This window comes from Campylobacter sp. US50a, from assembly GCF_004379015.1.
Classification (GTDB): Bacteria; Campylobacterota; Campylobacteria; order Campylobacterales; family Campylobacteraceae; genus Campylobacter_D; species Campylobacter_D jejuni.
In genome coordinates this window covers 38011-63629 of the sequence record NZ_RYYJ01000008.1, presented here as the reverse complement: position 1 = coordinate 63629, position 25619 = coordinate 38011, and the positions used below count along the sequence as shown (strand labels likewise).

Genomic DNA, 25619 nt, shown 5'->3' with positions numbered 1-25619 from the left:
AAATTTTAAAAGATTATACTATATAAAAAATAAATTTATAATTAATATCAATTATCATAATTTTTAAGAAATTCTTGTTTATAGTTTTTATTTTTATTAGGTTATAATTTATAAAAATTTAAATAGGATTTAACATGACTATAGATTTAAATCACAATTTTACCTCTTTTGTTCTTCTTGATGAAGTTGATTTTAATTTTTCGGAGTTAAAAAGCATTTTAGAAGATAAATTTAATATAAAAATAGCTGATGAAAATTTTACCAAAGAGGGCGTGATTTTTTCATATGAAAATATGTTGGTTACTCTAAATTTGATTAAAAATCCTATACCTAATCACGAAGCAGAATACTATGCAAATTTTAATTTTATGTGGAAAGATGCCTTAGAGCAAACTAAAAAACATAAAGCTCATCTTCTTATAGCGGTGCTAAGTCAAGATCAAAGCAAATTAGAACAAGCTAAAATGTTTACGAAAATTGCAGCTTTATGTTTGGATAATAAACATGCTTTAGGTTTTTATACAGGTGCAGTTGTTTTAGAGCCCAGTTTTTATATAGAAAATGCAAAAATGTTAGATGATAATCGCTTGCCGGTATATAATTGGATATATGTTAGTGTTTATCCTAGTGAAAATGGAGTTAATGCTTATACTTATGGGCTTAGAAATTTTGATAAATTAGAACTTGAAGTTTGTGATTTAAACATAGAAGAAAAAGAACTTTTCTTTTGTATTTATGATATTGTTTTACATATTTTAACTTATGATATTAATCTAAAAGATAAAGATATTTTAAAATTTGAAGATGGAAAAGAAATAAAATTTATAAAAAGTCAAGGCATAAGTGTTGAGAACGAAATCTTGAAAATTATTTTTTAAGTTTCACATTCACTTCACAGTTCTGAGTTAAACTTTCGCCAACCAAAACACAAAAGGAGAAATTATGAAAGCAAAATTAACTTTACTTGCTTTGTTGGGCGCTACGGTGCTTTTAGCTAAAGATATGGTTGTTCCTGCTAGCGAACTTCCAAATAATGCCAAAGAATTTATTTCTAAAAATTTTAAAACCGCTCAAATTGGTTTAGTGAAAAAAGATATAGATTCTTATGATGTAATTTTAAATGATGGAACTGAAATTGATTTTACGATCAATGGAGATTGGAAAGAAGTTGATGGAAAATACAAGGCTTTACCGCATACTATTTTACCTAGTGTTATGAAAAAAGTGAGTGCAACTCAACCAAATGCTCAAATTATTGAAATAGATAAAGAAATTAATGGTTATAAATTTAAGTTTAATAATAACATGAAAGTTTATACGGATATGCAAGGAAATGTCCTAGGTCAAAAATTAGATTAATTTTTGAAAATTTAACCTTCTTAATTTGGAAGCATAGTCTTCCAAATTTTTATTTTTTGATTGTAAAACCCAAAATATATTTAGTTTTAAAATAATACTTTATTGATACAAGTGATTGTTTTTTTATAAAATTAAATTTACAAAATGTTACATAAAATTTAAAATATTTTTTAAAAAAAAATAATTATTTATAAATATTTTGCTAAAATAAAAGAGATATAATCTTACAATTTTAAGGAAGAATAATGAATACTCCTAAATGGACTAGTCACGATACAAGGTGGGTTTTATCTCTTTTTGGAACAGCTATTGGAGCCGGTGTACTTTTGTTACCTATTAGTGCTGGGCTTGGTGGATTGATACCTTTGTTAGTTATACTTGTTTTAGCTTTTCCTATGACTTACTTAGCTCATAGAAATTTATGTCGCTTTGTGCTTTCAAGTTCTAATCCAAAAGATGATATTACTTTTGTTGCAGAAGGTTATTTTGGCAAGGGTGGTGGATTTTTAATTACGCTTTTGTATTTTTTTGCTATTTTGCCCATTTTATTGGTTTATAGTGCTAATCTTACAACAACTTTACTTGAATTTTTAGTCAATCAGTTTAATTTCAATGCAGATCTTACTCATGCTGCTCGTTGGTGGGTAAGTTTTTTGATTGTTGGGGTTTTGGTTTTGATTTCTATTCTTGGTGAAAATGTTGTAACAAAAGCAATGAGTTTTCTTGTTTTTCCTTTTATTATATTTTTATTTATTTTTTCATTGCTTTTAATTCCACAATGGAATTCATCATTATTTACAAATGTTGATTTTTCTGTAATCTCAACAAGTAATTTTTGGGTTACTTTATGGCTTGTTGTTCCTGTGATGGTGTTTAGTTTTAATCACTCTCCTATTATTTCTTCGCTTGCTTGTTATTGTAAAAAAGAATATGGTGATTATGCTGAACCTCGTGCTAGAAAAATTATTTCTTTGGCAATTATTCTTATGGTTTTTGTTGTAATGTTTTTTGTTTTTTCTTGTGCTTTAACTTTTACACCAGAAGATTTTGCATCAGCAAAAGATCAAAATATCAATATTCTTACCTTTATAGCAAATAAATTTCCTGAAGTTTCCTTGCTGACTTATGTTGGGCCTATTGTTGCACTTGTGGCCATTAGTAAAAGTTTCTTAGGGCATTATCTTGGTTCTCAAGAAGGCTTAAATGGCATTTTATATAAAGCAAGTAATGGTAAAATTCAAGGTAAATTCGCTCAAACTTTAACAGCGATCATTACCTTTGCTATCGCTTGGCTTGTTGCGTATAAAAATCCAAGTGTTATAGGAATTATTGAGGCTATTGGTGGTCCTGTTTTGGCTATTTTGCTTTTCTTGATGCCACTTTATTGTATTTATCGTTTTGATATTTTGGCAAGATTTCGTAATAAATTTTTAGATCTTTTTATTTTGGTAATGGGAATAGTTGCAATTTCTGCTGCAATTCACAATCTTTTATAAATTAAGGATAAAAAATGAGTAATTTAAGCATTTTTAAAATAGGTGTCGGTCCTTCTTCTTCTCATACTTTAGGGCCTATGCTTGCTGGAAATTTATTTTGTAAAAAAGTTGCTAAAAAGCTTGATGAAATTGATAGAGTTGAAGTCATTCTTTATGGTTCTTTGTCATTAACAGGTAAAGGACATTTGAGTGATAAGGCTGTAATTTGGGGGTTAAATGGCCTAGAAGCTAAAAATTTAAGTGCGGCAATACAAGATGAAGTAAATAAAAATGCTATTGAAAATGCTCAAATTGATTTTTGTGGAGAGAAAAAACTTTGTTTTAATTATGAAAAAGATTTGATATTTTCCAAAGATTTTCTACCTTTGCATGAGAATGGTATGAAAATTAAAGCTTATGATTGCAAAGGTGGGTTAGTTGATGAAGAAACTTATTATTCTGTAGGTGGAGGCTTTGTTTTAACAGCTGCACAATTAGAAAAAAAAGGCAAAAATTCCAACCAAAACAAAAAGAAAAAACTAGATATAGAGCTTAACAATGCAAAAGAAGCTTTAGAGCTTTGTGATAAAAGAGATTGGGATTTAGCAGAGCTTTCTTATCGTTATGAATTGCAATTTCACACTAAAGAGGAAATTCGTGCTTATTGTCTTGAAATTTGGGAAGTAATGCAAGAAGTGTATTATAATGGTACACATCCAAATGAAGATTATTTGCCTGGAAAACTTCATTTAAAACGTAGAGCTAAAGGGCTTAAAGAAAGAGTGGCGATGACAACTGATCCTATGGGCATTATCGATTTTATTTCTTTATATGCTATTGCGATTGCTGAAGAAAATGCTAGCGGAGCAAAGGTTGTAACCGCGCCAACAAATGGAGCATGTGCTGTTATCCCTGCTGTTATGCTTTATCTTAAAAATCATACTATAGGTTTTAGTGATGAAAAGGCTATAGAGTTTTTATTAACAGCAATGCTTATAGGTTCTTTTTATAAGAAAAATGCAAGTATTAGCGGAGCAGAAGCAGGCTGTCAAGCAGAAATTGGTAGTGCTAGTTCTATGGCAGCTGCAGCTATGGCAACAGTTTTAGGAGCCAATGCTTTTAAAGCATGTAACGCTGCTGAAATGGCAATGGAACATCATCTAGGTTTAACTTGCGATCCAGTTGCAGGACTTGTGCAAATTCCTTGCATAGAAAGAAATGCCTTTGGAGCTATTAAAGCCATAAGTGCTGCTAGAATGGCAATGACACGTAAATCTACTCCTATGGTAAGCCTTGATGAGGTTATAGAAACCATGTACGAAACAGGAAAAGATATGAATTATAAATACAAAGAAACTTCTTTAGGTGGTCTTGCTACAAATTTAAAAACAGTATGCTAAAGTGTTTTTACACTTTAGTGTATTTTTTCATCCTTTGACTTAAAAATTCTTTCATTTCTTCTTTGGAAAAACTTTTAAGAATACGAATTTGCTTAAAAAGCAAGCCAAGATTGATTGCTCCCATCACTAAAAGCAATAAGCAAATCATTAAAAAAACAAGATCTATGGCTCCAAATTCATTAATCATAGCCAAACTTGCAAAAAATACACTCGCTAATAATAAAAAAAATAAAAGCAATATTTGTTTTAATTTTGCCTCATTAAAATTATCACAATTTTGAGTGAAATTTCTAAAAAGTATGATCTTTTTACCCAAATTTGAAACTAAAATTTCATCATTTTCTTTAAATAAGCTTTCTTTTAAACTTTTATAAAAAAAGATTTCATTGTTTAAATTTAGAGCATCTTTGTAGCTTGATAAGGTGTAGTCTTTGTAAAAAAAGGATTTTAATTCATTTTTCTTTTCTATTTTAAATAATCTTAAATCATTTCTTGCATAAAAAAATCCACTAAAGTTCATAAATGCCATAAGTATCACTCCCTAAAAAATTCCTATAAAGTGGCTTGAAATTTAAAGGTATTGTAACATTTTTTTCATCATTTAAACTTGAACTTTGGAAAATCAAAAACATATCTATTTCATCTTTAAAGATTTTGAGAAAATTTTCTCCACCCTCATACATTAAAAATTTAGCCTCACTTGGAATTTGGGTATAAATTTGGCGGTTTGGAACTTTAAATAAAGGGATATTTTTATCAAAATTATCTATATTTTGACGGCTTAAGATACAAAGATTAGGCGCTTTTGCTTTGCAAAGTCTAGCATCTAATATAGGGCGATCTTTTCTTATGGTTTCTCCACCGACTACAAGCAAATCAATCACCGCTCTAATTTTATGCGCATAAGTGCGACTTAGATCATTGCTTACGATTTTGCCAAGAGGCGAGCCATTCATAGAAAGGGCTAATTTAAAAAGTTTAAATTGCCCTTTTTGCCATTTTAAAAAAGGTTTTAAAAGTTTTTTTCCTTCTTCTTTAAGTATGTCAAATTCAACCTCTATGCCTTGTTTTTTTAAAAATTCAGCCCCACCACTTGCGATTTTATTTTCATCTTTAACGCTGATGAAAATTTTTTTAAAACCTAGCTCGCTAAAGAGTTTTGCACAAGGAGGTGTTTTTCCTTGATGAGAGCAAGGCTCAAGCGTTATAAAAGCTATGCTATCTTTAAATACACCTTGATGGTTTTTGCAAATGAAATGATGTAAAGCGTTTGCTTCTTTGGGCAATGAAATTTCAGGTCTTAAGCTTTTAAAAGCATGAGCTATGGCATTAAGTTCTGCATGAGCTAATCCAGCTTTTTCATGAGCTTTTATGGCTAAAATTTTTCCATTTTTATCTAAGATTACACAGCCTACAGCCGGATTTGGATAGGTTAAAAACTGATATTTCCAAGCCTCATTTAAGGCTAAAATCATATAAAATTCTTTCATTTGCCTACCTTGTATTTTAAAATTTGACATATTTTTAAAATTTTATATTTTTGTTTTAAGATAATAAATTCTAAATTTTCCATTTGTATTTCTTATTTTTAATTATATTAGCCATAGTTTTTCTAAGTTTTTTAGGATATAACAAAAATAGTAAGACTGAAGTATTATTTTTCATTTGTAGTATCCTTTATAATTTCAGGAATGATATAAGCTTGATAAACTAGAAAGTTTTGGTGGCCGGGAGAAAGGGATTCGAACCCCTGGAGGTGTGACCCTCAACGGTTTTCAAGACCGCCGCTTTCGACCACTCAGCCATCTCCCGATAAAGTAAAGTTTTGCCTTTTGGAGGCGACATCCGGATTCGAACCGGAGATCAAGGCTTTGCAGGCCCATGCCTTACCGCTTGGCTATGTCGCCCTGATAATGTTGAAAAAGTGGTGCCCGAGGCCGGACTTGAACCGGCACGGAAGAAAAATTCCGAGGGATTTTAAGTCCCTTGTGTCTACCAATTCCACCACCCGGGCGGGTGATTATGGAGCGGGAAACGAGATTCGAACTCGCGACCCCAACCTTGGCAAGGTTGTGCTCTACCCCTGAGCTATTCCCGCATAAATTTCTGAAAGAATTGAAGATAAAAGTATAGCAAAATAAACTTAAAAGGAGTTTATTTTGCCTTAAGTTATTTGCAAATAAATAAAGCTTTTGCACTTAAAATTTGTTCTTTTTCGCTGATAATTGGAGATGAAAGTTCTATATTATCAGATTTCGCATTTAGCATTCTAGGTGCGATATTGGCATTTATATTTACTTGTAAATTTTTCAATACACAAGTTTTATTAAGATCTAAAGAGTAAGTTTTTTCATATTCGTATGATGTTTTTAAAAGCTCTTTGTAGAGATTTTCTTTGTTGTTGTTTAGTGTATCTTTTGAAAATTTTGTTTGTATGGCTGGTGTTGAAACGCTGATGAAATTATTTTTAGCTATGATAGAATTGATGTCATTTAAAAGCTTGTTAAAATCTGCAAGTTGGTTTTCTTTAAATTCACATTCTAAATTCGCATCAAATCTTTGACCTTTTGGAGTTTGTATACCATCTTTATAGGAAAAATTAGGTTCTAAAGAAAAACTTCCTCCGCTACAAAAATTTTCTTTTTTTGAGCGTTCTAAAATTTGATTGAAAGTATTTGTGATTTCGGCTTTTTCACTATTGTCTAATGTGATTTTTGAACTTAAATTTTCATTTGCCCAAAAATTAATATTTGCATATAAAATATCGGGTTTTAGTGTATTGCTTACTTCTATATTTCTTGAAAAATATAAATCATGATTAGAGTCTTTTTTGCCTAAAAATTCTACATTAAAAACTACTCCCGCAACAAAAAGTAATAAACATAAAAAACCTACGCCTAAACCTTTAAAAAAAGCTAACATTTAATATCCTTATATAATTTAATTTTTAAAATTAATATCCTTTTTTAAAAAATTTTATAGGATTTTTGCATTTTTTACACTTAAATTTGGCATTATCGCTCTGAATTTTTTTATGAATTCCAAAAGGTACATCATGCATTTGTCCTATACAATCACAAGTATAAAAATAAATAACTGCTTCATCTTCATCTCCATCTTTTATTTCTTCAAAGCTTATATCAGCTCCATCTTCAGAGCTTAAAGCTCCTATTCTCCATTGTTCTACTTTCATATCTTCATAAAGTATATGTTCTAAAAGCCATTTTTTTACCATGGTATAAAGTTTTTCTTTTAAATCATTTGTAGTTTTTATGTTTTGAATGATTTCTACCATAGATTGAATAATTTCTTTGTGAATTCTACGATGTCTTTCAAAATCAGGATATCTAATAAATATCATGTATTTTTCTTCATCGTTAAAATGGTATTTCATGTAGTTAAAAAAATCTGTAAGTAAAATTTTAATTTCATTTCTATTTACAGGTTTATCAAAGATATGCTCAACTTTGGCTGCTAATTCAAATAGTTTTTTATGTTGATCATCAATTTTTCCATTTCGGACACTATAGCTTTTATCCCATTTTGGAAGCAAATTTTATCCTTTGTAAGTTTTCTCTTCGCTTTTGACAAAAATCAAAAGTTTGTGACATTTTTTACATTTCATAACTTTACCATCATTCATTACACTTACATGGTCTTTAAAAGTTAATCTATGGTTTATTTGACATGGGCAAGAATAAATAAATTCAAAATTTTCTTCATACATCATAATTTGTTCTTGAATCTGTTCTCGGTTAATTGGAGCTCGTGTTTTTTCTTGATCTTTTATTAAATTCTCATTAATCCAAGTAACTATCATTACATCATGGCTTAGTATATGTTTAGATAGCCAGTTGACATAATTGAATATAATTTTTCTTTAAGGTCGTTTGTAGTTTTTATATTCTGTATTAGTTGAGACATTTCATAGATAATATTTTTATGCATTTGTTTGTGTTCATAAAGACGCGGATACTGAATGCTTTGCATAAATTCTTCTTCGTCATGAAAATGTTCCTTCATATAAGTAAAGAGTTCAATTAAAATTTCTTTTAATTCATCTCGTTTAACAAATTTAAAAACAGCATTTTCAACTTGTGCTGCCAGCTCAAAAAGTCTTTTATGCTGAGTATCGATTTTTTGATTATTGATGTTATAGCGCTCATCCCAAATAGGGATTAGTCTTTGACCATCCATTTTTCCAATCCTTGGAATTCATTTAAATCATATGGTAAAATTATATCAAAAATTTTGATTTTATAAAACATTTTTAATGGTAAAAAATATAATAAATTATATGCTTACAAAAGTTTTAAAATTTTTTGTTATACTCTCATTTATGCAAAAAAAAGAGCTTGAAAAACTACAAGAAAATTTACTTCTTTGGTATGAAAAAAATGGACGCAAAACTCTACCTTGGCGTAATTTACAAAGTCAAAATTGTGATGAAAGTTTAAAGCATATTGATAGAGCCTATGGGGTTTATATCAGCGAAATTATGCTTCAGCAAACTCAAGTTAAATCAGTTTTAGAAAGGTTTTATTTCCCCTTTTTGCAAAAATTTCCTACTTTAGAAAGTTTGGCTAATGCTAATGAAGATGAGCTTTTAAAGGCTTGGCAAGGGCTTGGCTACTACACTCGTGCTAGAAATTTAAAAAAGGCAGCCTTAGAATGCATGGATAAGTTTGAAGCTAAATTACCCAAAGAAGTTGAGGATCTAAAAAAATTAAGCGGTATAGGAGCTTATACAGCAGGCGCTATAGCTTGTTTTGGCTATGATCAAAAAGTTTCTTTTGTTGATGGTAATATACGCCGTGTGTTTTCTCGTCTTTTTGCTTTGGAAAATTCTAGTATGAAAGAACTTGAAAAAAGAGCTAAAGAGCTTTTAAATTTAAATCATGCCTTTGATCATAACCAAGCTTTGCTTGATATAGGGGCTTTGGTTTGTGTGAGTAAAAATGCAAAGTGTGGAATTTGTCCTTTGTATGATTTTTGTCAAGGTAAATTTAATACAGAGCTTTATCCAAGAGTTAAAAAAATACTTTATGAGAGTTTAAATTTAAATCTTTTTTTGTTTGAATTTAATAAAAAATTTGCGATACAGAAAAGCCAAGATAAGCTTTATAAGGGTATGTATAATTTTCCTTTTTTTAAAGAAGGAGAGTATAAACTTTCTAAAGATATGAGTTTTATAGGGGAGTTTAAGCACGGCTATACTAAGTATAAACTTCATATCAAGGTTTATCATCAAATTTTAAACAATGAAAATAAAAATTATGAATTTAAAACCTTAAAAGAGTTAGAAAGTACCGCGCTTTCGGCACTTTCTTTAAAAGCGTTAAAATTAATTAAGCTCTGATTTTTTAGGCAAGCATAAAGTAGCTATAAGCATGATGATTGTAAAAATAGCTATATATATAAAAAAGCCATTTTCTATACCTGCATTTTTAAATTGTAAAGCAACCCAAGGAGCAGATCCTCCAAAAACAGCATTTGAAATAGCATAACCTAAACCTGTCCCTAAAGCTCTTACATGTTCAGGAAAAAGTTTTGCTTTAAAAATCCCAGCAACTGAAGTATAAAAACTTAAAATAACAAACAATAATACCACCAACATAAATGTCAAAGAAGGATTATTTTGTGCGTTATTGGCTATAAGTGAAAAAATAGGATAAATTCCTACCAATGCCAAAATACAAAATACAATTAAAGATCGTTTGTGACCTATTTTATCTCCTATATATCCAAAAAGAGGTTGAATGATCATTAGTATAAATAAAGCACCTAAGAAAAGATTATTAACAAGCATTTTATCCATACCCGTATTTTCCATAAAAGTTTTAGTATAAGTTGTAATGGTGTAAAAAGCTAAAGAACCTCCAGAGGTAACCCCAAGTACCATTAAAAAAGGTTTCCAAGATTTGCATAATGCCTTTAAAGTACCACGATCTTCATGCTGGTGAAGTTTTGTAGCACTTTCATTCATCATTTTTCTTACAAAAAGCGAGCCTAGTGCTAAAATTCCGCCTATTACAAAAAGTATTCTCCAAGCATAATCTTTCATATCATCAATGCTAAAAAATAAAAACATTATACTAATGCTTGCAACGGCCAAAAGTTGACCACCTATTAGGGTTACATACTGAAAAGATGAGTAAAAACCGCGTTTTCCTTCCGTAGCAAGTTCTGAAAGATAAGTAGCTGCTATGCCATACTCCCCGCCTACACTAAGACCTTGAATAAGTCTTGCTATTAAAAGCAAGATAATAGCAAGATCGCCCACTGTATCTTTGCTTGGTAAGGCTGCTATCATAAAAGAGCCTAAAGCCATTAAAACCACTGATATAACCATAGATTTTTTACGACCTACTTTATCAGCTAAAGAGCCAAAAAGCCAAGAGCCTATAGGACGCATAAAAAACCCTGCTGCAAAAACCCCAAAGGCATTGATTTGCTGGATAACAGGATTATCTGAAGTTGAAAAAGTATGAGCAAAATAAGTTGCTGTAAAAGCATAGATATAAAAATCAAACCACTCTACTAAATTTCCGCTACTTGCAGCAATAATAGAGCGAATTTTTTTCGTGCGAGTAAGCTCTTGCATAAACCCTTCCTTAATTTTAGATTTTTATTTAAGTATAGTGTGATTTTTGTTTAATATATTTAAAAATAAAGAAGAGAAATAAAAAAGATAAAAATATCGATAAAAATGTTACATATTTTAATAAATTTCATAAATTTTGGTAAAATGTTTACTCTAGGAAATATAATGAAATTTAAAAAAATATATATAGAATTAAGCGATATTTGTGGTTTAAAATGTGATTTTTGTCCTTCTCAAAAAGGAATTCGCGGGGTAATGAGTGAAGAAAAATTTCAAAACTTAGCTTATGAAATTTCTAATAAAGCTGAGCTTTTTACCTTTCATCTTTTGGGCGATCCTTTGCTTTTACCTAATTTGGAAAATTATCTAAAAATCGCAAAAGATGAAGCTATGAAACTTGAAATCACTACAAGCGGCTTTTATTTAAATTCTAAAAATCAAGCTTTATTGTTAGGGTATGAGAATATCCATCAAATCAATATTTCTTTAATGTCTTTTTTAAGTCAAAGCAAAATTTCTTTAGAACAGTATTTTAAGCCTATTTTAGAATTTTGCAAAAAGCATTTAGAGCAAAAAAGCCTTTCTTTTATCAATCTAAGACTTTGGAATTTAGATGCTAATTTTAAAGCACCTAAGTCAAATTTAAAAATTTATGAGTTTTTAGCTAAAGAATTTGAAGTTAAGATCGATACAAACTTAAGTAAAAATCGCTTGCAAAGACATATTTTGCTTCATCAAAATAAACTTTTTAAATGGCCAAATTTAAAAGACAAACCCCTTTATAAAAAAGGAAAATGTCATGCTTTAAAAGAGCAAATTGGGATTTTAAGTGATGGAAGTTTAGTGCCTTGCTGTTTGGATGCTAAAGCAGATATTAACTTGGGAAATGTTTTTGAAAATAACTTTGATAAGCTTTTTAAATCACCGCGTATAAAGATGATGAAAAAAGCTTTTGAAGAAGATAAACGCATAGAAAAACTTTGTCAAACTTGTGAATTTTTTAAAGCAAGATTGGGTGATTAAAAATTGTTATTTTCTAGCTTTGTTTTAAATTCTTGAATTCTATCTATTATCTTAGGGCTAAGACGTAATAATATATGTGTATCTTTGTTAAAATAAATACTTCCTGTTTTAACTGCTTTGGTATTTTTCAATAAAGCATTTGTATCTAAAAGGTTGTTTTTAGCATTAATTCCAAGAATGAGTATGTCTGGATTTTGTTTCAGTATATATTCTGCTGATATAACAGGTCTTGAAATTTGACTTTGCGGGCTTAAATTTTTAATCCCTATAAGTCTTAAAATATCAGCTATTAAAGAATTATCATTAAAGGCCATTAAAGGGTTACTAGAATAAAGATAAATCGCACTTTTATTTAGGGGTTTATCGCTTAATTTTTTTAAATTTTGGGTAAATTCTTGTTTTAAAAGCTCTGCTTCTTTTTCTTTTTTGGTGATTTGGCCTAAGGTTGTGATATTTTTTGTTATATCTTCTAAACGCTCGGCTTTTAAATTGATACTTTTGATACCAAAATTTTTAAGTCCTTCTTCTAAATTTAAAGAATAAGAGCTTAAAATCACCAAACTCGGTTTTAATGCTACTATTTTTTCAAGTGAAGGATTTGAAAAAGTGCCTACACTTGTAAGTTTTGAGGTTTGATCTTTAGGATAGATATTTGAGTGTTGTAAAGTGGCAATGCCTACGATTTGATTCTCAGCTTTAAGCATAAAAAGGGTTTCTATGCTTGCAGGATCAAGCACTACAAGGCGTTCTTTTGCATTTAGTGTGATTAAAAACAAACTCATAATAATTAAAATTTTTTTCATTTTTTCTCCTTTAAAGCTAAAATATAAGGTTTAGAATTTTTATAAATAATCTCACAGTTTAAATCATAAATTTCTTTTAAAATTTCTTGAGTAAAAAGCTCTTTGCTCGTTCCAAAATACTTTATCTCCCCTTCTTTTAAAAAAAGGATTTTATCGCAGAACATAGAAGCTAAATTTAAATCATGCAAGATAGAAACAACGGCTATATTTTTTTCTTTAACTAGTTTTTCGCAAAGAGTTAAAAGCTCTATAGCATAGTTTAAATCAAGGGCTGAAGTAGGTTCATCTAAAAAAAGAATTTTTGGCTTTTTAAGCAAAGCTCTTGCTAAAAGCATTCTTTGAAATTCACCCCCACTTAAAGAAAGTATGCTTCTTTCTAGAAAATTTTCAAGTCTTAAATCCTTAGCAAATTCTTTAATTTCTAAAATATCTTCTTTAGAATAAGAACTAAAAGCGTGTTTTAAATTCGCATATTTGCTCATTAAAAGCACATCGATGACTTTTAAAGGAGTGTTTAATTCTGATTTTTGAGGCACAAAGCCACAAATTTTGGCAAATTCTTTAAGAGAAAAATCCTTGATATTTGTGTTAAAAAGACTTATCTCTCCTTTATTTGGACTTAAATTTTTAAGTATAAGTTTTAAAAGAGTGCTTTTGCCCGAGCCATTTGGCCCTAAAATTCCTATAAAAGCTTGGTTTTTAAGTTCTAAATGAATGTTTTTTAGTAAATCTTTTTGGTGATAAGCAAAGCTTAAATCTTGTATTTTTAGCATTATAAAAATCTCCTAGCGCTTAAAGCCAAATATAAAAAAATAGGAGCTCCAAAAAATGCAGTTAGGATTCCAATCGGAATTTGCACAGGGGCTAAAAGAGTTCTTGCTAAAGTATCACAAATAAGTAAAAATAATCCTCCAAATGCTGTACATAAAGGGATAACTAAGGCATTATCATAATTTTTAAGCAAAAGTCTTATAGTATGAGGAATGATGAGTCCAACAAAGCCTATAAGTCCGCTAAAAGCAACCGCAAAAGATACAGCCAAAGATGAGACGATGAGTAAATTTATCTTTAATTTTTGAGCATTTACCCCTAGATTTCTAGCTTCATCATCTCCGCTTAAAAGTATGTTTAATTCGTTTTTATGAGCGTAAAAATAAAACAAACAAAAAATTAAAGGCAAGATTAAAATTCCCACACGAAACCAAGAAGCATTGCCTATATTTCCCATAAGCCAAGCGACTATTTTAAAAGAATCCTCGCCTATAAGATAAGTGAAAAAAGAAGTAAAAGCTCCTAAAAAAGATGAAGCTGCTATGCCGATAATGAGTAAAGTTGCTATAGAAGCTTTAGAAGAAATTTTAAAAACTCCTAGGGCAAAAAAGGCAGAGCAAACAAAACCTAAAATTCCATAATAATAATCATTCAATTTTAACAAATACGCCAAAACCGCTCCAAAGGTTGCCGCAGAAGCTATACCTATGATATAAGGATCGGCTATAGGATTTGAAAATACATTTTGAGTGATAGCCCCACTACTAGCTAAAAGCATACCGATTAAAATCGCCATTATAATGCGTGGCAAGCGTCCATCTACGATGATTTGTCTTAAAATTTCATCTTGGCTAAAGATATATGAAAAAAGTTCTTTTGGGTTTAAATTCTCATCTCCTAAGCAAAGTGCTGTAAAAGAAGCGATTATATAAGCTACAAAAAGCCCTATAATCACTAAAATTTTAGAATGCGTATTTAAATTCAACATAGTAGTTTCTGCCATTCCCAACTAGGTATTGATCATTTATACTATCTTGATAGGTGTAGTATCTTTTATCGAAAAGATTGCGAATTCCTGCTAAAATTTGTAATTTTTTATAATTATATTTCATACCAATATCTGTTAAAAAATAATCCCTTATCCAAGAATTTTTAGACATTTTTCCTGTATTTTCATCTATAGTTCCACCATCTTTTGCTCTAGAAAAATAGGTTAAATCAATAAAATTTGAGAAATTTTTATTCCAAGCGTATTCGAGTCCAGCTGTGGCTTTGATTTTTGAAACATAAGGAATTCTCATGCCGTCATTAACACCTTTAGAAATTTTAGCATCAAGATAAGTTAGACTTTCTCTAAAGATTAAATCATCATCTAAGAAATTTTGACTCAGGCTTAATTCTACTCCTAAACGGCGAGTTTGATCTATATTATAATATTTCCACCAAGATCCACTAGTAGAATGAGGGTTTCCAAGATAAGAAATTTCATCTTTGCTTAGGGTGTAAAATAAAGTTAGATTAAAGCCGTAAAAATCCCACCAAAAATCATCAATTCCTAGTTCAAAGGTGTCAAAGATCTCAGCTTTTAGGTTCGACGAATAATAGGGTGGTATTCCACTACTAGTGTTGTTGTTGCGATTGACAAACTGAGCAGGTGTAGGAGAAACAAAACCTCTTTCGTATTTAAGATAAAGATTGCCTGTGTCAGAGTATTTAAAGTTAGGAGTGATTTCAAAAGCAAAATTATTGGTGTTTTTATTGGTATTAAAAAGAAACAATTCATCCTTTGGATATCCAGGTATAGGGAACGCAAAGCCCATTTCATTTCTATAAGATCTATCGGTATTATAAGTGCTAAATTCATATCTAGCTCCACCGGATAAAGTAAAAAATTCATTAAAATTATGAGAATCAAGAGCGAAAATAGAATGGCTTTGTTTAGTCATATCCATTAAAGTTGTCATCCTGTGATAATTTATGACACCTGGAACGCTATAATACACCAAACTCTTTCTTTTTGCATCATGGTTTGCAAATTCATAACCAAAAATAAAATAAGAATTATTTGCATAATTTAGTTTGTTTTTTAAACTTATCCCTGTAAGCGTGTCTTCAAAACCACTTCCATTTTGATAAGCCGTAGTTCCCATCATAGAAATTTCATCTTTTAGATAATTGATCTTTTGATTTTGCCAAAAAGCTTCTAGGTTAAATTCCCATATATCATCAAAATAGTAATGATAATCCAAAGAAATTTCAGGGCGATTGATTTGTGTGATATTGTCACTATTGCCTTTTTGGGTTGGATCGCTTTGAGCTTGTGCTTTTGTTAGATAGCCACTGCTGGTATTTTTGCTTTTAAAATAATTATAACCCAAAGTTAAATCGCTATTATCATTGATATCAATATAGGTTTTTGTGTTGATAAAATAACCTTTTTCATTATAACCTTCTTGATATCCATCAAGGTTAAAACTTTGTATATCAAAGCTAAAAGCTAAATTTTCATTTATTTGTTTGGCGCCATTGATACCTAAATTTCCACCTAGTCCACCATGATCATAAGCACTGCTTTTTAAATTTATAGCAAAAGCATCTGATTTTTGTTTTTTTGTAATGATATTAATCACGCCCCCTCTAGTACCACTTCCATAAAGCACAGAACCACCCCCAGGTATGATTTCTATGCGTTCTACATTATCTAAATTGATACTATCTAGTGGGGTCACACCATGGGAATTATCAAGAACATTAATAGCACGCCCATCGATCATAACTTTTACAGCTATATTGGATTTATCTCCTTGTCCACGCATATCTATATTGCGTCCAAGTCCAAAATTTACAAAACTAATGCCTGAAATTCTTTCTAAGGCTTGTTCTAAGGAAACATAACCTTTATTTTGCAGATCTTTACCTTCTATGCTGATTACATTGCGTAAATTTGAGTCCGCATCTTGCTCAAAACCTGTTGCACTAACAACAACTTTTTGTAGATTGATGGCTTCATTTGATTCTTGTGCATTTAAATTAGTTATTAGTAATAATGCAAATAAAGATAATTTAAAAGCTTTTTTATTTGGGTGCAAATTTTACTCCTTAAATAAAATAAATAATGATAATTTATATCATAATAATTTAGAACGAAATTTATCCTTTATTAACTTAATTTAGTATAAATTTTTGTTAAAATAGATAATTTTTATATTTTAAGTTATTTTTAATTTGATAATTGATACCATTTTTTTTAATATTTTATTTTAAAATCAAGAAAGGATAAAAATGAATTTTGAAAGCATTATTTCTCATATGAATGATCATCATAAATCAAATTTAGTTGATCTTTGTAAAAAATTTGGTGGTATTGAGCAAGTGCAAGATGTTTTTCTAAAAAGTGTTGATTTTAATGGCTTAGATCTTGTTTACAATGATAAAGAAAATTTACGAGTGGAATTTCCTAAAAAAGCCGATGAAAACACGATTAAAGATACTATAATATCCCTTTGCATGAGTGCAAAGAGCGAGCAAAATTTTAGTAGCGTAGAAAAAGAATTAAATGAATTTATGCTAAGTTTTAATTCTGTAGCTTTGGCAACTTTAAATGCAAATGGAGAAGTTGTTTGCTCGTATGCACCTTTTGTAAGCACACAATGGGGAAATTATATTTATATAAGTGAAGTAAGTGAACATTTTAACAACATCAAAGTAAATCCAAACAATATAGAAATAATGTTTTTAGAGGATGAGAGTAAAGCTGCTTCTGTTATACTTCGCAAAAGATTGCGCTATAGAGTAAATGCAAGCTTTTTAGAGAGAGGTGAAAGATTTGATCAAATTTATGATGAGTTTGAAAAACAAACCGGAGGAGAAGGAGGCATTAAAACTATACGCAAGATGCTTGATTTTCATCTAGTAAAGCTTGAATTTAAAAAAGGACGCTTTGTAAAAGGTTTTGGTCAAGCTTATGATATAGAAAATGGAAATGTTTCACATGTAGGTGCTAGTGGAAATCCACATAAATTCCCACATAAGCATTAATTTATATAAAATCTTATAAATTTTGTTCTTGTAAAGCTTGGGCTTGATGATGAGTGATTAAAGGTTCTATGATTTCATCAAAAAGCCCATCTTGCATAATGGCATCTAAGCGATATAAAGTAAGATTTATTCTATGATCGCTGATACGATTTTGTGGAAAATTGTAAGTGCGAATGCGTTCGCTTCTATCTCCGCTTCCTACTTGTGATTTTCTTGCTTCACTTTCTTTTGCTAGTCTTTCACTCTCTTGCATTTCATAAAGCCTTGCTTTTAGGACTTTCATCGCACTTTCTTTATTTTTGTGTTGGCTTTTTCCATCTTGATTGACTACAACTATACCTGTAGGGACATGAGTGATACGAACAGCCGAATCAGTAGTATTTACACTTTGTCCACCATGTCCTGAAGATCGCATAACATCAACTTTAAGATCGTTTGGATTGATTTCGATTTCTATATCATCAACTTCTGGCATTACTGCCACGGTGATAGCAGAAGTATGCACGCGTCCTTGGGATTCTGTTTGAGGAACTCTTTGAACACGGTGCGTTCCACCTTCATATTTAAGTCTTGAATAAGCTCCTGTTCCTTTAACAAGCATGATGATTTCTTTAAATCCACCTACACTTCCTTCGCTAGAGCTTACAATCTCAAGTTTATAGCCGCGATTTTCAGCATATCTTGCATAAGCTTTTACAAGATCTCCTACAAATAAAGATGCCTCATCTCCACCTGTGCCTGCACGAATTTCAAGAAAAATATTTCTTTCATCATTGGGATCCTTAGGAAGAAGTAAAATTTTAATCTCTTCTTCAAGTTTCGGTTTTAATTCTTCTAAAGTTTTTAGTTCTTCTTTTGCAAGTTCCCCAAGTTCTGGATCGTTTAGCAAAGCTTTATTTTCTTCTATATTGTCTAAAGTTTTTAAATACTCTTTAGCTTTTAAAACGATAGGTTCTAAATTTTTTTGTTCTTTAGAGAGTGTAGTCATTTTACTGATATCGTTGAGTATATCAGAACTGCTAAGAAGAGAATTTAACTCTTCAAAGCGTTTTAAAAAAGGATCTAGTTTACTAGCTAACATTAAAAACTATATAGAAAATTATGCGATTTTATTTACTAAAAGGGCTAAGCGGCTTACACGGCGAGAAGCAGTTTGTTTTTTAATGAAACCGCGACTTACCATAGCATGAATGCTTTTATTAGCTACTTTTAAAGCTTCATTAGCAGCATTTTTATCTCCATTTGCTGCAGCTTCTCTTACGGCTTTAGTTATATTTTTAAGTCTTGTTCTATAGAATCTATTTCTTTCTGTTTTTTTAATAGTTTGTCTTGCTCTTTTTTCAGCAGATTTATGGTTTGCCATTTATATTTTCCTTTTTTGAAATTAAAGACTAAATTATATAAGAATAAAATTTAAAATTTAATTAATTTAAGCAAAATTTCAAAATAAATCTTTTAAATTTATATCCCAAAAAACTAAATTAAATTTAAGTAAAAATCCATAAATTACCGCACTTAAAAGTCCAGCAAACAATCCTGCTAGCATATCATCAAGCATTACACCTAGTCCGCCTTTGACTTTTTTATCTATCTTGCCAATAATAGAAGGTTTTGTAATGTCAAAGAGTCTAAATAAAACAAAAGCCAAAACAAAATTGACTATCGAGTTTTCAACACTTGCTGCAATAGCACAAGCAAGAAAAACCCCAGCAACTTCATCGATAACTATGTGTTTGTCATCGTGAATTCCTGTTTTTTTTTCATAATCATCTATAACACGAATACTTGCAACAAAAATTAAAATGCTTAGTAAAAACAAAGTATTAATCCCAAGATATTTAAGTATAAAAAAAGCAGGTATTAAAGCAGCGATAGTACCAAAAGTCCCACTTGCCTTTTTTATAGAACCTGAATAAAAAAAAGTTAAAAATAATTTTTGCATTTTGTTACACCATATAAGACATTTGATGAATTTCTAAAAGTTTTTGATAAAATTCTTCATCATTTTTGTATTCTAAAATTCCATCAGTTGGAAAAAGCTCATTATAAATTTTTTGCATATTTTTTAATCTATTTGGAAAAAGAGAAGTTAAGATAACACTAGATACTTCCTTGCGCATGAAAATTGCTGGAGGAATGATACCCGCTCTTAACAAATCTTTTAAAGACTGAGAATTATAGTGCAAATGGTGATGACAACCATGAGGGCAAGATCTTGTGCTAACAATCATGCGACATTGATCGCAAAATACAAATTCAGGTAAAACAATCACTTCTATGCCATAATCCTTGGAAAAATCATCAAGTATGGTTTTTGGTTGATTATCATCATAAAACATTCCAAGTCCTGTATGATTTTGTCCTACTACTAGTTTGGTACAACCTAGACTTTTTGCGATAATGCTTTCTAAGCCAGGATTTAAATGGGCGTGAAAAATATTAATATTTTTTAATGGAAAAATGAAAATTCTATCCGGTGGAAGATAGTTTTGAATAAATTTTTTCAAATAAGCTTCTTTAAGTTCGAATTCAAACCCATTTGCATCAAAAGATTCTACAAGAAAAACTACAACTAAATCTGCTTTATCAATAGTCCAACGAAACATTCTTTCATGGGCACGATGCAAAGGATCAAAACTTGAAACTATAGCGGTAATTTTTTGTGCATTAAGATTGTTTTTGATTTGTTGAAAATTTTCTTTTATTTTTTTAATTTGAGAATTATAAATTTCTATTTTTCCACTTATGCAAGTTGTTCCCATGTCTTCTAAAGAGCAAGTGTTAGGACTGAAAATATCAGAAAAATTTTTATTATTTTTAAATTGACTTTTAAAATCTATATGTCCTACTACTTTTTCATCTAGTATTAGATCGATTCTATCGCCAGATTTTATATCATTTAGTGCTTCTTCGGCATTTTTTGGTGCAAAGCTTAAGGGATAGGGAAAGCTTTCTCCTTTAAATTTTCTTGATTTAATGATTTCATTGACTTCTTTTTCATTCATTAAATGAGTGCAAGTGCCTAGCAAACCTTCTTTAATAAGTGATAAGATGCCAAATTCATTTTGATCTATGATAATGTTTTTATTTTTTCTTGCTGATTTCATATTTCTTCCTTTTTTCCCATAAAGATTTACGTGAAATGCCTAATTTTTTTGAAAGATCAGTATCAGGAAATATATTTTGGTAATTTATAATAACATATTTTACATACTCATCTATGGTTAAAATTTCATTGCTATCGATATTTTTTTCATTATCATTTAAATTAATGCAGTTTATTTTTAAATCATCTGTATTTGAATTGGTATGCAAAATAACATTTTTGTTTTGTATAAAATCTAGGAGTTTTTCCTTTTCTGTTGCTTTTAATGCTTGAAAATTACTCAAAAATAAGAGATTGTTTTCTGTGGGAAGTTTCATAACTTTTTCAACTGAATTTGTAGATGTTAAATCAATAAAAGAAAGAGTAATGTCACATTCATTTGCATAATTAAAAACAAAAGCATCAGCACTGCTTTGCTTGTTGGATTTTAATATCAATGGAAGTTTTAATTTTTTATAATTATACTCTGGAATTTTGATTGTTTCTAATCTTGATTTGATGTAGCTTTGATAAGCTTTATTAAGGATTGAAAGTTTTCTAAAATCTTGATAATGCTTTATTTTTCTAATCAGCTCTTCTATCATAAAGGGTTTTTGAATGTAATCACTAGCACCTAATTTCAAAGGATTTGAAACTGTATCTGTACTTATATAAGAAATAAGCAAAATAATAATACTATGTTTAAACTGACCTACGGCTTTTAGAAAATTATTAGTATTTGTAGAAAGCAGTACAATATCATAGTATTTTTCACCATTGTATTCATCAAACGAGTTGATAATTTCACAGCTATATCCAGCATCACTTAGTTTAATGCTAATGCTTTGCGCTAGATAAATTTCATTTTCAATAATTAAAACTTTCATAATCTTGTCCAATCAAAATATTTTAAATTTACACTACTAAGCACTGCCATACCTTCTTTTCTTCCAATAAAACCCAATTTTTCCGTTGTTGTGGCTTTAACATTGATTCTAAATTCATCCAAGTCTAAAGTATGAGCTATATTGCTTTGCATAGCTTGTTTAAAGTCTTTAAGTTTAGGGCTTTGTGCCATGATGCAAATGTCTATATTAATGAGTTCAAAACCTATTTCTCTGACTTTATCATAAGCCTGTTTTAAAAGCTCCATGGAGTTGGCATTTTTAAATTTCATATCAGTATCAGGATAAAGCTCTCCTATATCTCCAAGTCCTGCAGCACCTAAAATCGCATCGGTTAAAGAGTGAGCTAAAACATCTCCATCGCTGTGTGCTTTAAGCCCCATAGTAGGATGAATTTGCACTCCTGCTAAAAGCAAAGGGCGATTCTCTCCAAATTCATGCACATCAAAACCATTGCCAGTAAAAATTTCAAAGCTAGGTGTAGGCAAATCAAGCTTTTTAAGATCTTCTTTAAAGGTTAGTTTTCTTGCATTTTCTTCACCTTCAACAAACCAAATTTTTCCACCCATTGCAGCTATAGCTGTGCTATCATCTGTAAATTCTAGGTTTTGATCCAAGGCTTTTTTAAGCAATTTGGTTTTAGAAATTTGCGGGGTTTGAATGAGTTTGATTTTTTCTCTTTGCAAGGCTTCATTGTCAAAAAGTGTTGTATCTGCAACTTTTAAAGCAGGGGTAATACAATCTGCTTTATCTAAATTTTCAATCAAACGATCAAACAAATTTTTACTCACCAATACCCTTGCTACATCACTTACCATAACAAATTCGCTATCTATGAGCTCTAAGGCTTTTTTTAAGGATTCTGCTCTGGTATCACCACCTTCTATGAATTCATAGTTTTTAGTAAATTTTTTCATATAAGCGATATTACTAGAAGTAACAACTATTTTTTTAAAAGGATAAAAAGAGCTTAAATTTTTTGTTGCATAAAGCCAAAGAGGGTCATTTCCAAGTCGTAAAAATTGTTTTTTTACCTTTGTGTCAAAACGAGTAGAATTTCCAGCTGCTAACATAATGAGGCTCATTTCACTCATTTTTTCATTCCTCTTTTTAATATTGTTGGTTTTTATAATGTTACCATATTATACACTTATAAAAAGCTAAATTTTATCATTTTATTAGTAAAATTGATTTTTTTAAAAGACAAGGAAAAAATATGAAAGAACAAATTTTAGAGAAATTAAAAACTGTAAAATATCCTGGCTTTGAAAAGGATATAGTGAGTTTTAATTTTGTAAAAGATATTAAAATTCAAGATGATGGTGTATTTATTGATATAGAAATCGTTTCAGCAAATCCTGAAGTAGCTAATGAAATTCGTAAAAATGTTACTGAAGCTTTATCGAGTTTGGCTTTAAAAAATATCGAACTTAATATCATCACTCCAAAAATTCCTGAAGAAAAAAGTAATTCAAGAAGTGGAAAAAATATCGCTCCACAAGTAAAAAATTTCATCATGGTTTCAAGTGGAAAAGGTGGTGTGGGTAAATCTACAACTACAGTAAATTTAGCAATTTCCATGGCTAAAATGGGAAAAAGAGTGGGGATTTTAGATGCAGATATTTATGGGCCAAATATTCCAAGAATGCTAGGTGAAACCAAAACTCAGCCTGAAGTAGTAGGGCAGAGATTAAAGCCTATTTTAACTCATGGTGTTTATATGATGAGTATGGGGGTTTTGATCGAAGAGGGTCAAGGGCTTATGTGGCGTGGAGCTATGATTATGAAAGCAATTGAGCAACTTTTAGCTGATGTAATTTGGCCTGAGCTTGATGTATTGTTTTTGGATATGCCTCCAGGAACAGGCGATGCGCAAATTACTTCTGCACAAAGTATTCCTATTACTGCAGGAGTTTGTGTAAGTACGCCTCAAACCGTATCTTTAGACGATAGTAAAAGAGCTTTAGATATGTTTAATAAACTTCACATTCCTATAGCGGGTGTGATTGAAAATATGAGTGGATTTTTATGTCCTGATAATGGTAAAGAGTATGATATTTTTGGCAAAGGAACAGCTGAGGATATGGCAAAAGCTTATAAAAGTGAAGTTTTAGCACAAATTCCTATAGAAATGATAGTAAGAGAAGGTGGAGATGAAGGCAAGCCTGTGAGTTTTTATCACCCTGAAAGTGTGAGTTCAAAGCGTTATTTAATGGCGGCTGAAAAAATTTGGAGCTTTATAGAAAAGATTAACAATGAAGGTGGTGCGGATAATTCTGCTATACAACCTGTGATGAATGGAAAAAGTGCGTGTTCGCATTAAAAATTAAGTGGATAAGGAAAAGAAAATGATTAATACTAAAGAAGATTTTTTACTTTTAATCAAACAAATCGAGCAAAAAAGTGGCTATAAAAAACCTAAAGCTTTTGGTATAGCAAGGCTTGATAGAGGACAGCTAAATAAAAATAAAATCTTGCAAGCAAGTTTTGCTTTGATTAATTACGAGCAAAATTTTGGCTCAGCGGCAATCATGCTTGAAGCTTTTATGCAAAGGGGTGTGGAGATTGATTTTAATGCGAGTGAGTTTGTACAAACTTTGAAATTAGAAGATATTGATTTTGCACTTTCTTGTTTTAAACCTTTTTTAGAAGAAGAGGGGCATCAAAATATCGATTTATTAAAGATTATCAAAGATAAATTTAAAGACGATGAATTTGCTTTTGTTTGTCTTTTTGAGGATAAAGAACCTTTAAGTGTAGAAAGTGTTTATCTAAAACTTTATTTGCTTTCTACTAAAAAAGTGCCTTTAAGAAGTATTAATCTAAATGGAGCTTTTGGACTTTTAAGCAATGTAGCTTGGAGCGATGATAAACCTATCGAGCTTGAGTATTTAAGAGCAAATGAAATGCGTTTAAAAATGAGCAATCAATATCCAAAAATCGATTTTGTTGATAAATTTCCAAGATTTTTAGCGCATATTATCCCTGAAGATAATACAAGAATTTTAGAAAGTTCCAAAGTAAGAATGGGTGCATCTTTAGCAGCAGGAACAACCATCATGCCAGGGGCAAGTTATGTGAATTTTAATGCAGGTACAACAGGAGCTTGTATGGTTGAAGGGCGTATTAGCTCAAGTGCTATAGTAGGAGAAGGTTCTGATGTGGGTGGTGGAGCTTCGATTTTAGGTGTTTTAAGTGGAACAAGTGGCAATGCTATAAGCGTAGGTAAGGCTTGTCTTTTAGGGGCTAATTCAGTGACAGGAATTCCTTTAGGGGATAATTGTATAGTTGATGCAGGTATTGCGGTGCTAGAAGGAACGAAATTTTTACTCAAAGATGCTGAGGAACTTGCTAAACTTAATCCTTATTTTAATTTTGATAAAGAAATTTACAAAGGCTTAGAGCTTAAAGGTTTAAATGGGCTACATTTCCGTCAAGATTCTATAAGTGGTGCTATGATAGTAGCTTTAAATAAAAAAGCAGTCAAACTTAATGAAGCCTTGCATTGATACAAATTTATTTACATAAAGCTTTAAGCTTTATGTCTTTCTTTCAACTTTGAAATCACATCTGAGAAACTAAGATTTGCATCTGCAAGTAAAACACTTAAATGATACATTAAATCCGCTGCTTCACAAATAAGCTCTTCTTTATCTTTTACTGTCGCTGCTAAAGCTGTTTCTACGCCTTCTTCACCAACTTTTTGTGCGATGCGTTTTGTACCACTTTTGAAAAGTTTTGCTGTATAAGAAGTATTTTCATCGGCATTTTTTCGTGCATTAATAAGCTTTTGAAGTCTGGCTAGAAAAACAAAATCTGCATTTTTAGAAATTTTTTCAAAACAAGAAATATTGCCCGTATGACAAGTAGGCCCTACAGGATTTGCTAAAATTAAAAGCGTGTCATTATCACAATCTAAGCTTAAATCTATGATATTTAAGAAATTTCCACTTTCTTCACCCTTCATCCAAAGACGCTGTTTTTTGCGTGAAAAAAAGACTACTTTGCCACTTTCTAAGCTTTTTTCTAAGGCTTCATTATTCATAAAGCCTAGCATTAAAACTTCGCAAGTTTTTGCATCTTGGACGATGACAGGTAAAAGATGATCCACTTTTTGCCAAGCGATTTTTTCATTAAGTTCTTTGAAATTTTGCAT

At 30.4% G+C, this 25619-nt stretch carries 25 protein-coding genes, 4 tRNA genes and 1 pseudogene; 9 read left to right on the top strand and 21 right to left on the bottom strand.

Annotated elements, in window-relative coordinates; translation table 11 throughout:
* Positions 1-134: 134 nt before the first annotated feature.
* The 4 genes from ELQ11_RS06425 (at position 135) to ELQ11_RS06410 (ending at position 4234) form a co-directional block, all read left to right on the top strand.
* The gene (locus ELQ11_RS06425) at positions 135-878 is read left to right on the top strand and encodes a DUF4261 domain-containing protein (protein WP_126264517.1); all 744 of its coding nucleotides are present in this window, start codon (positions 135-137) and stop codon (positions 876-878) included.
* A gap of 64 nt (positions 879-942) precedes the next feature.
* The gene (locus ELQ11_RS06420; protein ID WP_002871244.1) at positions 943-1359 is read left to right on the top strand and encodes a PepSY-like domain-containing protein; all 417 of its coding nucleotides are present in this window, start codon (positions 943-945) and stop codon (positions 1357-1359) included.
* Between the two features lie 245 nt (positions 1360-1604).
* On the top strand, positions 1605-2855 hold the full coding sequence (locus ELQ11_RS06415) for an aromatic amino acid transport family protein (RefSeq protein ID WP_126214435.1): 1251 nt from the start codon (positions 1605-1607) through the stop codon (positions 2853-2855).
* Between the two features lie 14 nt (positions 2856-2869).
* Complete coding sequence (locus tag ELQ11_RS06410) at positions 2870-4234, top strand: L-serine ammonia-lyase (protein WP_126224416.1); 1365 nt, start codon at positions 2870-2872, stop codon at positions 4232-4234.
* A 7-nt stretch (positions 4235-4241) separates the two neighbouring features.
* Here ELQ11_RS06410 and ELQ11_RS06405 read toward each other — a convergent pair whose 3' ends face one another.
* From ELQ11_RS06405 to ELQ11_RS06365, 9 genes and pseudogenes are all read right to left on the bottom strand, one after another.
* Positions 4242-4763: a hypothetical protein gene (locus ELQ11_RS06405; protein ID WP_052949868.1), complete on the bottom strand. Its 522-nt coding sequence runs from the start codon at positions 4761-4763 to the stop codon at positions 4242-4244.
* Positions 4744-5754: a bifunctional diaminohydroxyphosphoribosylaminopyrimidine deaminase/5-amino-6-(5-phosphoribosylamino)uracil reductase RibD gene (gene ribD / locus ELQ11_RS06400; protein WP_134225208.1), complete on the bottom strand. Its 1011-nt coding sequence runs from the start codon at positions 5752-5754 to the stop codon at positions 4744-4746. The genes ELQ11_RS06405 and ribD overlap by 20 nt, the downstream gene beginning before the upstream one ends.
* Before the next feature lie 204 nt (positions 5755-5958).
* A tRNA-Ser gene (locus ELQ11_RS06395) sits at positions 5959-6046 on the bottom strand.
* Positions 6047-6067: 21 nt separating this feature from the next.
* Positions 6068-6141 (bottom strand) — tRNA-Cys (locus ELQ11_RS06390).
* A gap of 18 nt (positions 6142-6159) precedes the next feature.
* Positions 6160-6248, bottom strand: a tRNA-Leu gene (locus ELQ11_RS06385).
* A 9-nt stretch (positions 6249-6257) separates the two neighbouring features.
* Positions 6258-6332, bottom strand: a tRNA-Gly gene (locus ELQ11_RS06380).
* Between the two features lie 71 nt (positions 6333-6403).
* On the bottom strand, positions 6404-7156 hold the full coding sequence (locus ELQ11_RS06375) for a hypothetical protein (protein ID WP_126264519.1): 753 nt from the start codon (positions 7154-7156) through the stop codon (positions 6404-6406).
* Positions 7157-7187: 31 nt separating this feature from the next.
* Positions 7188-7787 carry a bacteriohemerythrin gene (locus ELQ11_RS06370; RefSeq protein WP_052949861.1) on the bottom strand — a complete coding sequence of 200 codons (600 nt, stop codon included), beginning with the start codon at positions 7785-7787 and terminating at the stop codon, positions 7188-7190.
* A 3-nt stretch (positions 7788-7790) separates the two neighbouring features.
* A pseudogene (locus tag ELQ11_RS06365) lies at positions 7791-8431 on the bottom strand (bacteriohemerythrin).
* Positions 8432-8573: 142 nt separating this feature from the next.
* Between ELQ11_RS06365 and mutY the strand changes: the two are divergent.
* The gene (gene mutY / locus ELQ11_RS06360; RefSeq protein WP_126222720.1) at positions 8574-9593 is read left to right on the top strand and encodes an A/G-specific adenine glycosylase; all 1020 of its coding nucleotides are present in this window, start codon (positions 8574-8576) and stop codon (positions 9591-9593) included.
* On the opposite strand, the gene ELQ11_RS06355 is transcribed toward mutY, so the two are convergent.
* Positions 9579-10838 carry an MFS transporter gene (locus ELQ11_RS06355; RefSeq protein WP_002851199.1) on the bottom strand — a complete coding sequence of 420 codons (1260 nt, stop codon included), beginning with the start codon at positions 10836-10838 and terminating at the stop codon, positions 9579-9581. The genes mutY and ELQ11_RS06355 overlap by 15 nt on opposite strands.
* Positions 10839-11003: 165 nt before the next feature.
* On the opposite strand from ELQ11_RS06355, the gene ELQ11_RS06350 reads away from it, so the two are divergent.
* Complete coding sequence (locus ELQ11_RS06350) at positions 11004-11861, top strand: radical SAM/SPASM domain-containing protein (protein WP_053872423.1); 858 nt, start codon at positions 11004-11006, stop codon at positions 11859-11861.
* On the opposite strand, the gene ELQ11_RS06345 is transcribed toward ELQ11_RS06350, so the two are convergent.
* From ELQ11_RS06345 to ELQ11_RS06330, 4 genes are read right to left on the bottom strand one after another with little or no spacing between them, the layout of a single operon-like run.
* Positions 11858-12664, bottom strand: coding sequence for an ABC transporter substrate-binding protein (locus ELQ11_RS06345; RefSeq protein WP_002871291.1), 807 nt, complete (start codon positions 12662-12664; stop codon positions 11858-11860). The genes ELQ11_RS06350 and ELQ11_RS06345 overlap by 4 nt on opposite strands.
* Complete coding sequence (locus ELQ11_RS06340) at positions 12661-13437, bottom strand: ABC transporter ATP-binding protein (protein ID WP_002871290.1); 777 nt, start codon at positions 13435-13437, stop codon at positions 12661-12663. The genes ELQ11_RS06345 and ELQ11_RS06340 overlap by 4 nt, the downstream gene beginning before the upstream one ends.
* A complete protein-coding gene (locus ELQ11_RS06335) occupies positions 13437-14423 on the bottom strand; it encodes an iron ABC transporter permease (RefSeq protein ID WP_134225212.1) in 987 nt (328 codons plus the stop codon). Before ELQ11_RS06335 ends, ELQ11_RS06340 begins: the two co-directional genes overlap by 1 nt.
* Positions 14398-16524: a TonB-dependent receptor gene (locus ELQ11_RS06330; RefSeq protein WP_126264520.1), complete on the bottom strand. Its 2127-nt coding sequence runs from the start codon at positions 16522-16524 to the stop codon at positions 14398-14400. The genes ELQ11_RS06335 and ELQ11_RS06330 overlap by 26 nt, the downstream gene beginning before the upstream one ends.
* Positions 16525-16717: 193 nt before the next feature.
* On the opposite strand from ELQ11_RS06330, the gene ELQ11_RS06325 reads away from it, so the two are divergent.
* A complete protein-coding gene (locus tag ELQ11_RS06325) occupies positions 16718-17473 on the top strand; it encodes a HugZ family heme oxygenase (protein ID WP_002871287.1) in 756 nt (251 codons plus the stop codon).
* A gap of 13 nt (positions 17474-17486) precedes the next feature.
* Here ELQ11_RS06325 and prfA read toward each other — a convergent pair whose 3' ends face one another.
* From prfA to ELQ11_RS06295, 6 genes are all read right to left on the bottom strand, one after another.
* On the bottom strand, positions 17487-18554 hold the full coding sequence (gene prfA / locus ELQ11_RS06320; protein WP_126231013.1) for a peptide chain release factor 1: 1068 nt from the start codon (positions 18552-18554) through the stop codon (positions 17487-17489).
* An 18-nt stretch (positions 18555-18572) separates the two neighbouring features.
* Positions 18573-18836 carry a 30S ribosomal protein S20 gene (gene rpsT, locus ELQ11_RS06315; protein WP_002856547.1) on the bottom strand — a complete coding sequence of 88 codons (264 nt, stop codon included), beginning with the start codon at positions 18834-18836 and terminating at the stop codon, positions 18573-18575.
* Positions 18837-18914: 78 nt separating this feature from the next.
* The gene (locus ELQ11_RS06310; RefSeq protein ID WP_002862253.1) at positions 18915-19415 is read right to left on the bottom strand and encodes a phosphatidylglycerophosphatase A; all 501 of its coding nucleotides are present in this window, start codon (positions 19413-19415) and stop codon (positions 18915-18917) included.
* Between the two features lie 4 nt (positions 19416-19419).
* Entirely contained in the window at positions 19420-20580 is a 1161-nt protein-coding gene (locus tag ELQ11_RS06305) for a sulfate adenylyltransferase (RefSeq protein WP_134225207.1), read from the bottom strand.
* The gene (locus ELQ11_RS06300) at positions 20558-21445 is read right to left on the bottom strand and encodes a response regulator (RefSeq protein WP_002866587.1); all 888 of its coding nucleotides are present in this window, start codon (positions 21443-21445) and stop codon (positions 20558-20560) included. The genes ELQ11_RS06305 and ELQ11_RS06300 overlap by 23 nt, the downstream gene beginning before the upstream one ends.
* Complete coding sequence (locus ELQ11_RS06295) at positions 21442-22557, bottom strand: bifunctional 2-C-methyl-D-erythritol 4-phosphate cytidylyltransferase/2-C-methyl-D-erythritol 2,4-cyclodiphosphate synthase (RefSeq protein ID WP_134225206.1); 1116 nt, start codon at positions 22555-22557, stop codon at positions 21442-21444. Before ELQ11_RS06295 ends, ELQ11_RS06300 begins: the two co-directional genes overlap by 4 nt.
* A 122-nt stretch (positions 22558-22679) precedes the next feature.
* Here ELQ11_RS06295 and ELQ11_RS06290 point away from each other — a divergent pair, with 122 nt between their 5' ends.
* Both ELQ11_RS06290 and ELQ11_RS06285 read left to right on the top strand, forming a co-directional pair.
* Positions 22680-23786, top strand: a complete 1107-nt coding sequence (locus ELQ11_RS06290) for an Mrp/NBP35 family ATP-binding protein (protein ID WP_002871282.1) — start codon at positions 22680-22682, stop codon at positions 23784-23786.
* Between the two features lie 25 nt (positions 23787-23811).
* The gene (locus ELQ11_RS06285) at positions 23812-24972 is read left to right on the top strand and encodes a 2,3,4,5-tetrahydropyridine-2,6-carboxylate N-succinyltransferase (protein WP_002866583.1); all 1161 of its coding nucleotides are present in this window, start codon (positions 23812-23814) and stop codon (positions 24970-24972) included.
* A 23-nt stretch (positions 24973-24995) separates the two neighbouring features.
* On the opposite strand, the gene hisIE is transcribed toward ELQ11_RS06285, so the two are convergent.
* On the bottom strand, positions 24996-25619 hold the full coding sequence (hisIE, locus tag ELQ11_RS06280; RefSeq protein WP_002871280.1) for a bifunctional phosphoribosyl-AMP cyclohydrolase/phosphoribosyl-ATP diphosphatase HisIE: 624 nt from the start codon (positions 25617-25619) through the stop codon (positions 24996-24998).

Coding starts and splice junctions, on each gene's coding strand:
- ELQ11_RS06410 (WP_126224416.1), top strand. CDS start 2,870: ATGAGTAATTTAAGCATTTTTAAAATAGGTGTCGGTCCTTCTTCTTCT.
- ELQ11_RS06425 (WP_126264517.1), top strand. CDS start 135: ATGACTATAGATTTAAATCACAATTTTACCTCTTTTGTTCTTCTTGAT.
- ELQ11_RS06405 (WP_052949868.1), bottom strand. CDS start 4,763: ATGGCATTTATGAACTTTAGTGGATTTTTTTATGCAAGAAATGATTTA.
- ELQ11_RS06295 (WP_134225206.1), bottom strand. CDS start 22,557: ATGAGTGAAATGAGCCTCATTATGTTAGCAGCTGGAAATTCTACTCGT.
- ELQ11_RS06345 (WP_002871291.1), bottom strand. CDS start 12,664: ATGAAAAAAATTTTAATTATTATGAGTTTGTTTTTAATCACACTAAAT.
- ribD (WP_134225208.1), bottom strand. CDS start 5,754: ATGTCAAATTTTAAAATACAAGGTAGGCAAATGAAAGAATTTTATATG.
- ELQ11_RS06285 (WP_002866583.1), top strand. CDS start 23,812: ATGATTAATACTAAAGAAGATTTTTTACTTTTAATCAAACAAATCGAG.
- rpsT (WP_002856547.1), bottom strand. CDS start 18,836: ATGGCAAACCATAAATCTGCTGAAAAAAGAGCAAGACAAACTATTAAA.
- prfA (WP_126231013.1), bottom strand. CDS start 18,554: ATGTTAGCTAGTAAACTAGATCCTTTTTTAAAACGCTTTGAAGAGTTA.
- ELQ11_RS06305 (WP_134225207.1), bottom strand. CDS start 20,580: ATGAAATCAGCAAGAAAAAATAAAAACATTATCATAGATCAAAATGAA.
- mutY (WP_126222720.1), top strand. CDS start 8,574: ATGCAAAAAAAAGAGCTTGAAAAACTACAAGAAAATTTACTTCTTTGG.
- ELQ11_RS06290 (WP_002871282.1), top strand. CDS start 22,680: ATGAAAGAACAAATTTTAGAGAAATTAAAAACTGTAAAATATCCTGGC.
- ELQ11_RS06325 (WP_002871287.1), top strand. CDS start 16,718: ATGAATTTTGAAAGCATTATTTCTCATATGAATGATCATCATAAATCA.
- ELQ11_RS06300 (WP_002866587.1), bottom strand. CDS start 21,445: ATGAAAGTTTTAATTATTGAAAATGAAATTTATCTAGCGCAAAGCATT.
- ELQ11_RS06415 (WP_126214435.1), top strand. CDS start 1,605: ATGAATACTCCTAAATGGACTAGTCACGATACAAGGTGGGTTTTATCT.
- ELQ11_RS06310 (WP_002862253.1), bottom strand. CDS start 19,415: ATGCAAAAATTATTTTTAACTTTTTTTTATTCAGGTTCTATAAAAAAG.
- ELQ11_RS06335 (WP_134225212.1), bottom strand. CDS start 14,423: ATGTTGAATTTAAATACGCATTCTAAAATTTTAGTGATTATAGGGCTT.
- ELQ11_RS06375 (WP_126264519.1), bottom strand. CDS start 7,156: ATGTTAGCTTTTTTTAAAGGTTTAGGCGTAGGTTTTTTATGTTTATTA.
- ELQ11_RS06420 (WP_002871244.1), top strand. CDS start 943: ATGAAAGCAAAATTAACTTTACTTGCTTTGTTGGGCGCTACGGTGCTT.
- ELQ11_RS06350 (WP_053872423.1), top strand. CDS start 11,004: ATGAAATTTAAAAAAATATATATAGAATTAAGCGATATTTGTGGTTTA.
- hisIE (WP_002871280.1), bottom strand. CDS start 25,619: ATGCAAAATTTCAAAGAACTTAATGAAAAAATCGCTTGGCAAAAAGTG.
- ELQ11_RS06355 (WP_002851199.1), bottom strand. CDS start 10,838: ATGCAAGAGCTTACTCGCACGAAAAAAATTCGCTCTATTATTGCTGCA.
- ELQ11_RS06340 (WP_002871290.1), bottom strand. CDS start 13,437: ATGCTAAAAATACAAGATTTAAGCTTTGCTTATCACCAAAAAGATTTA.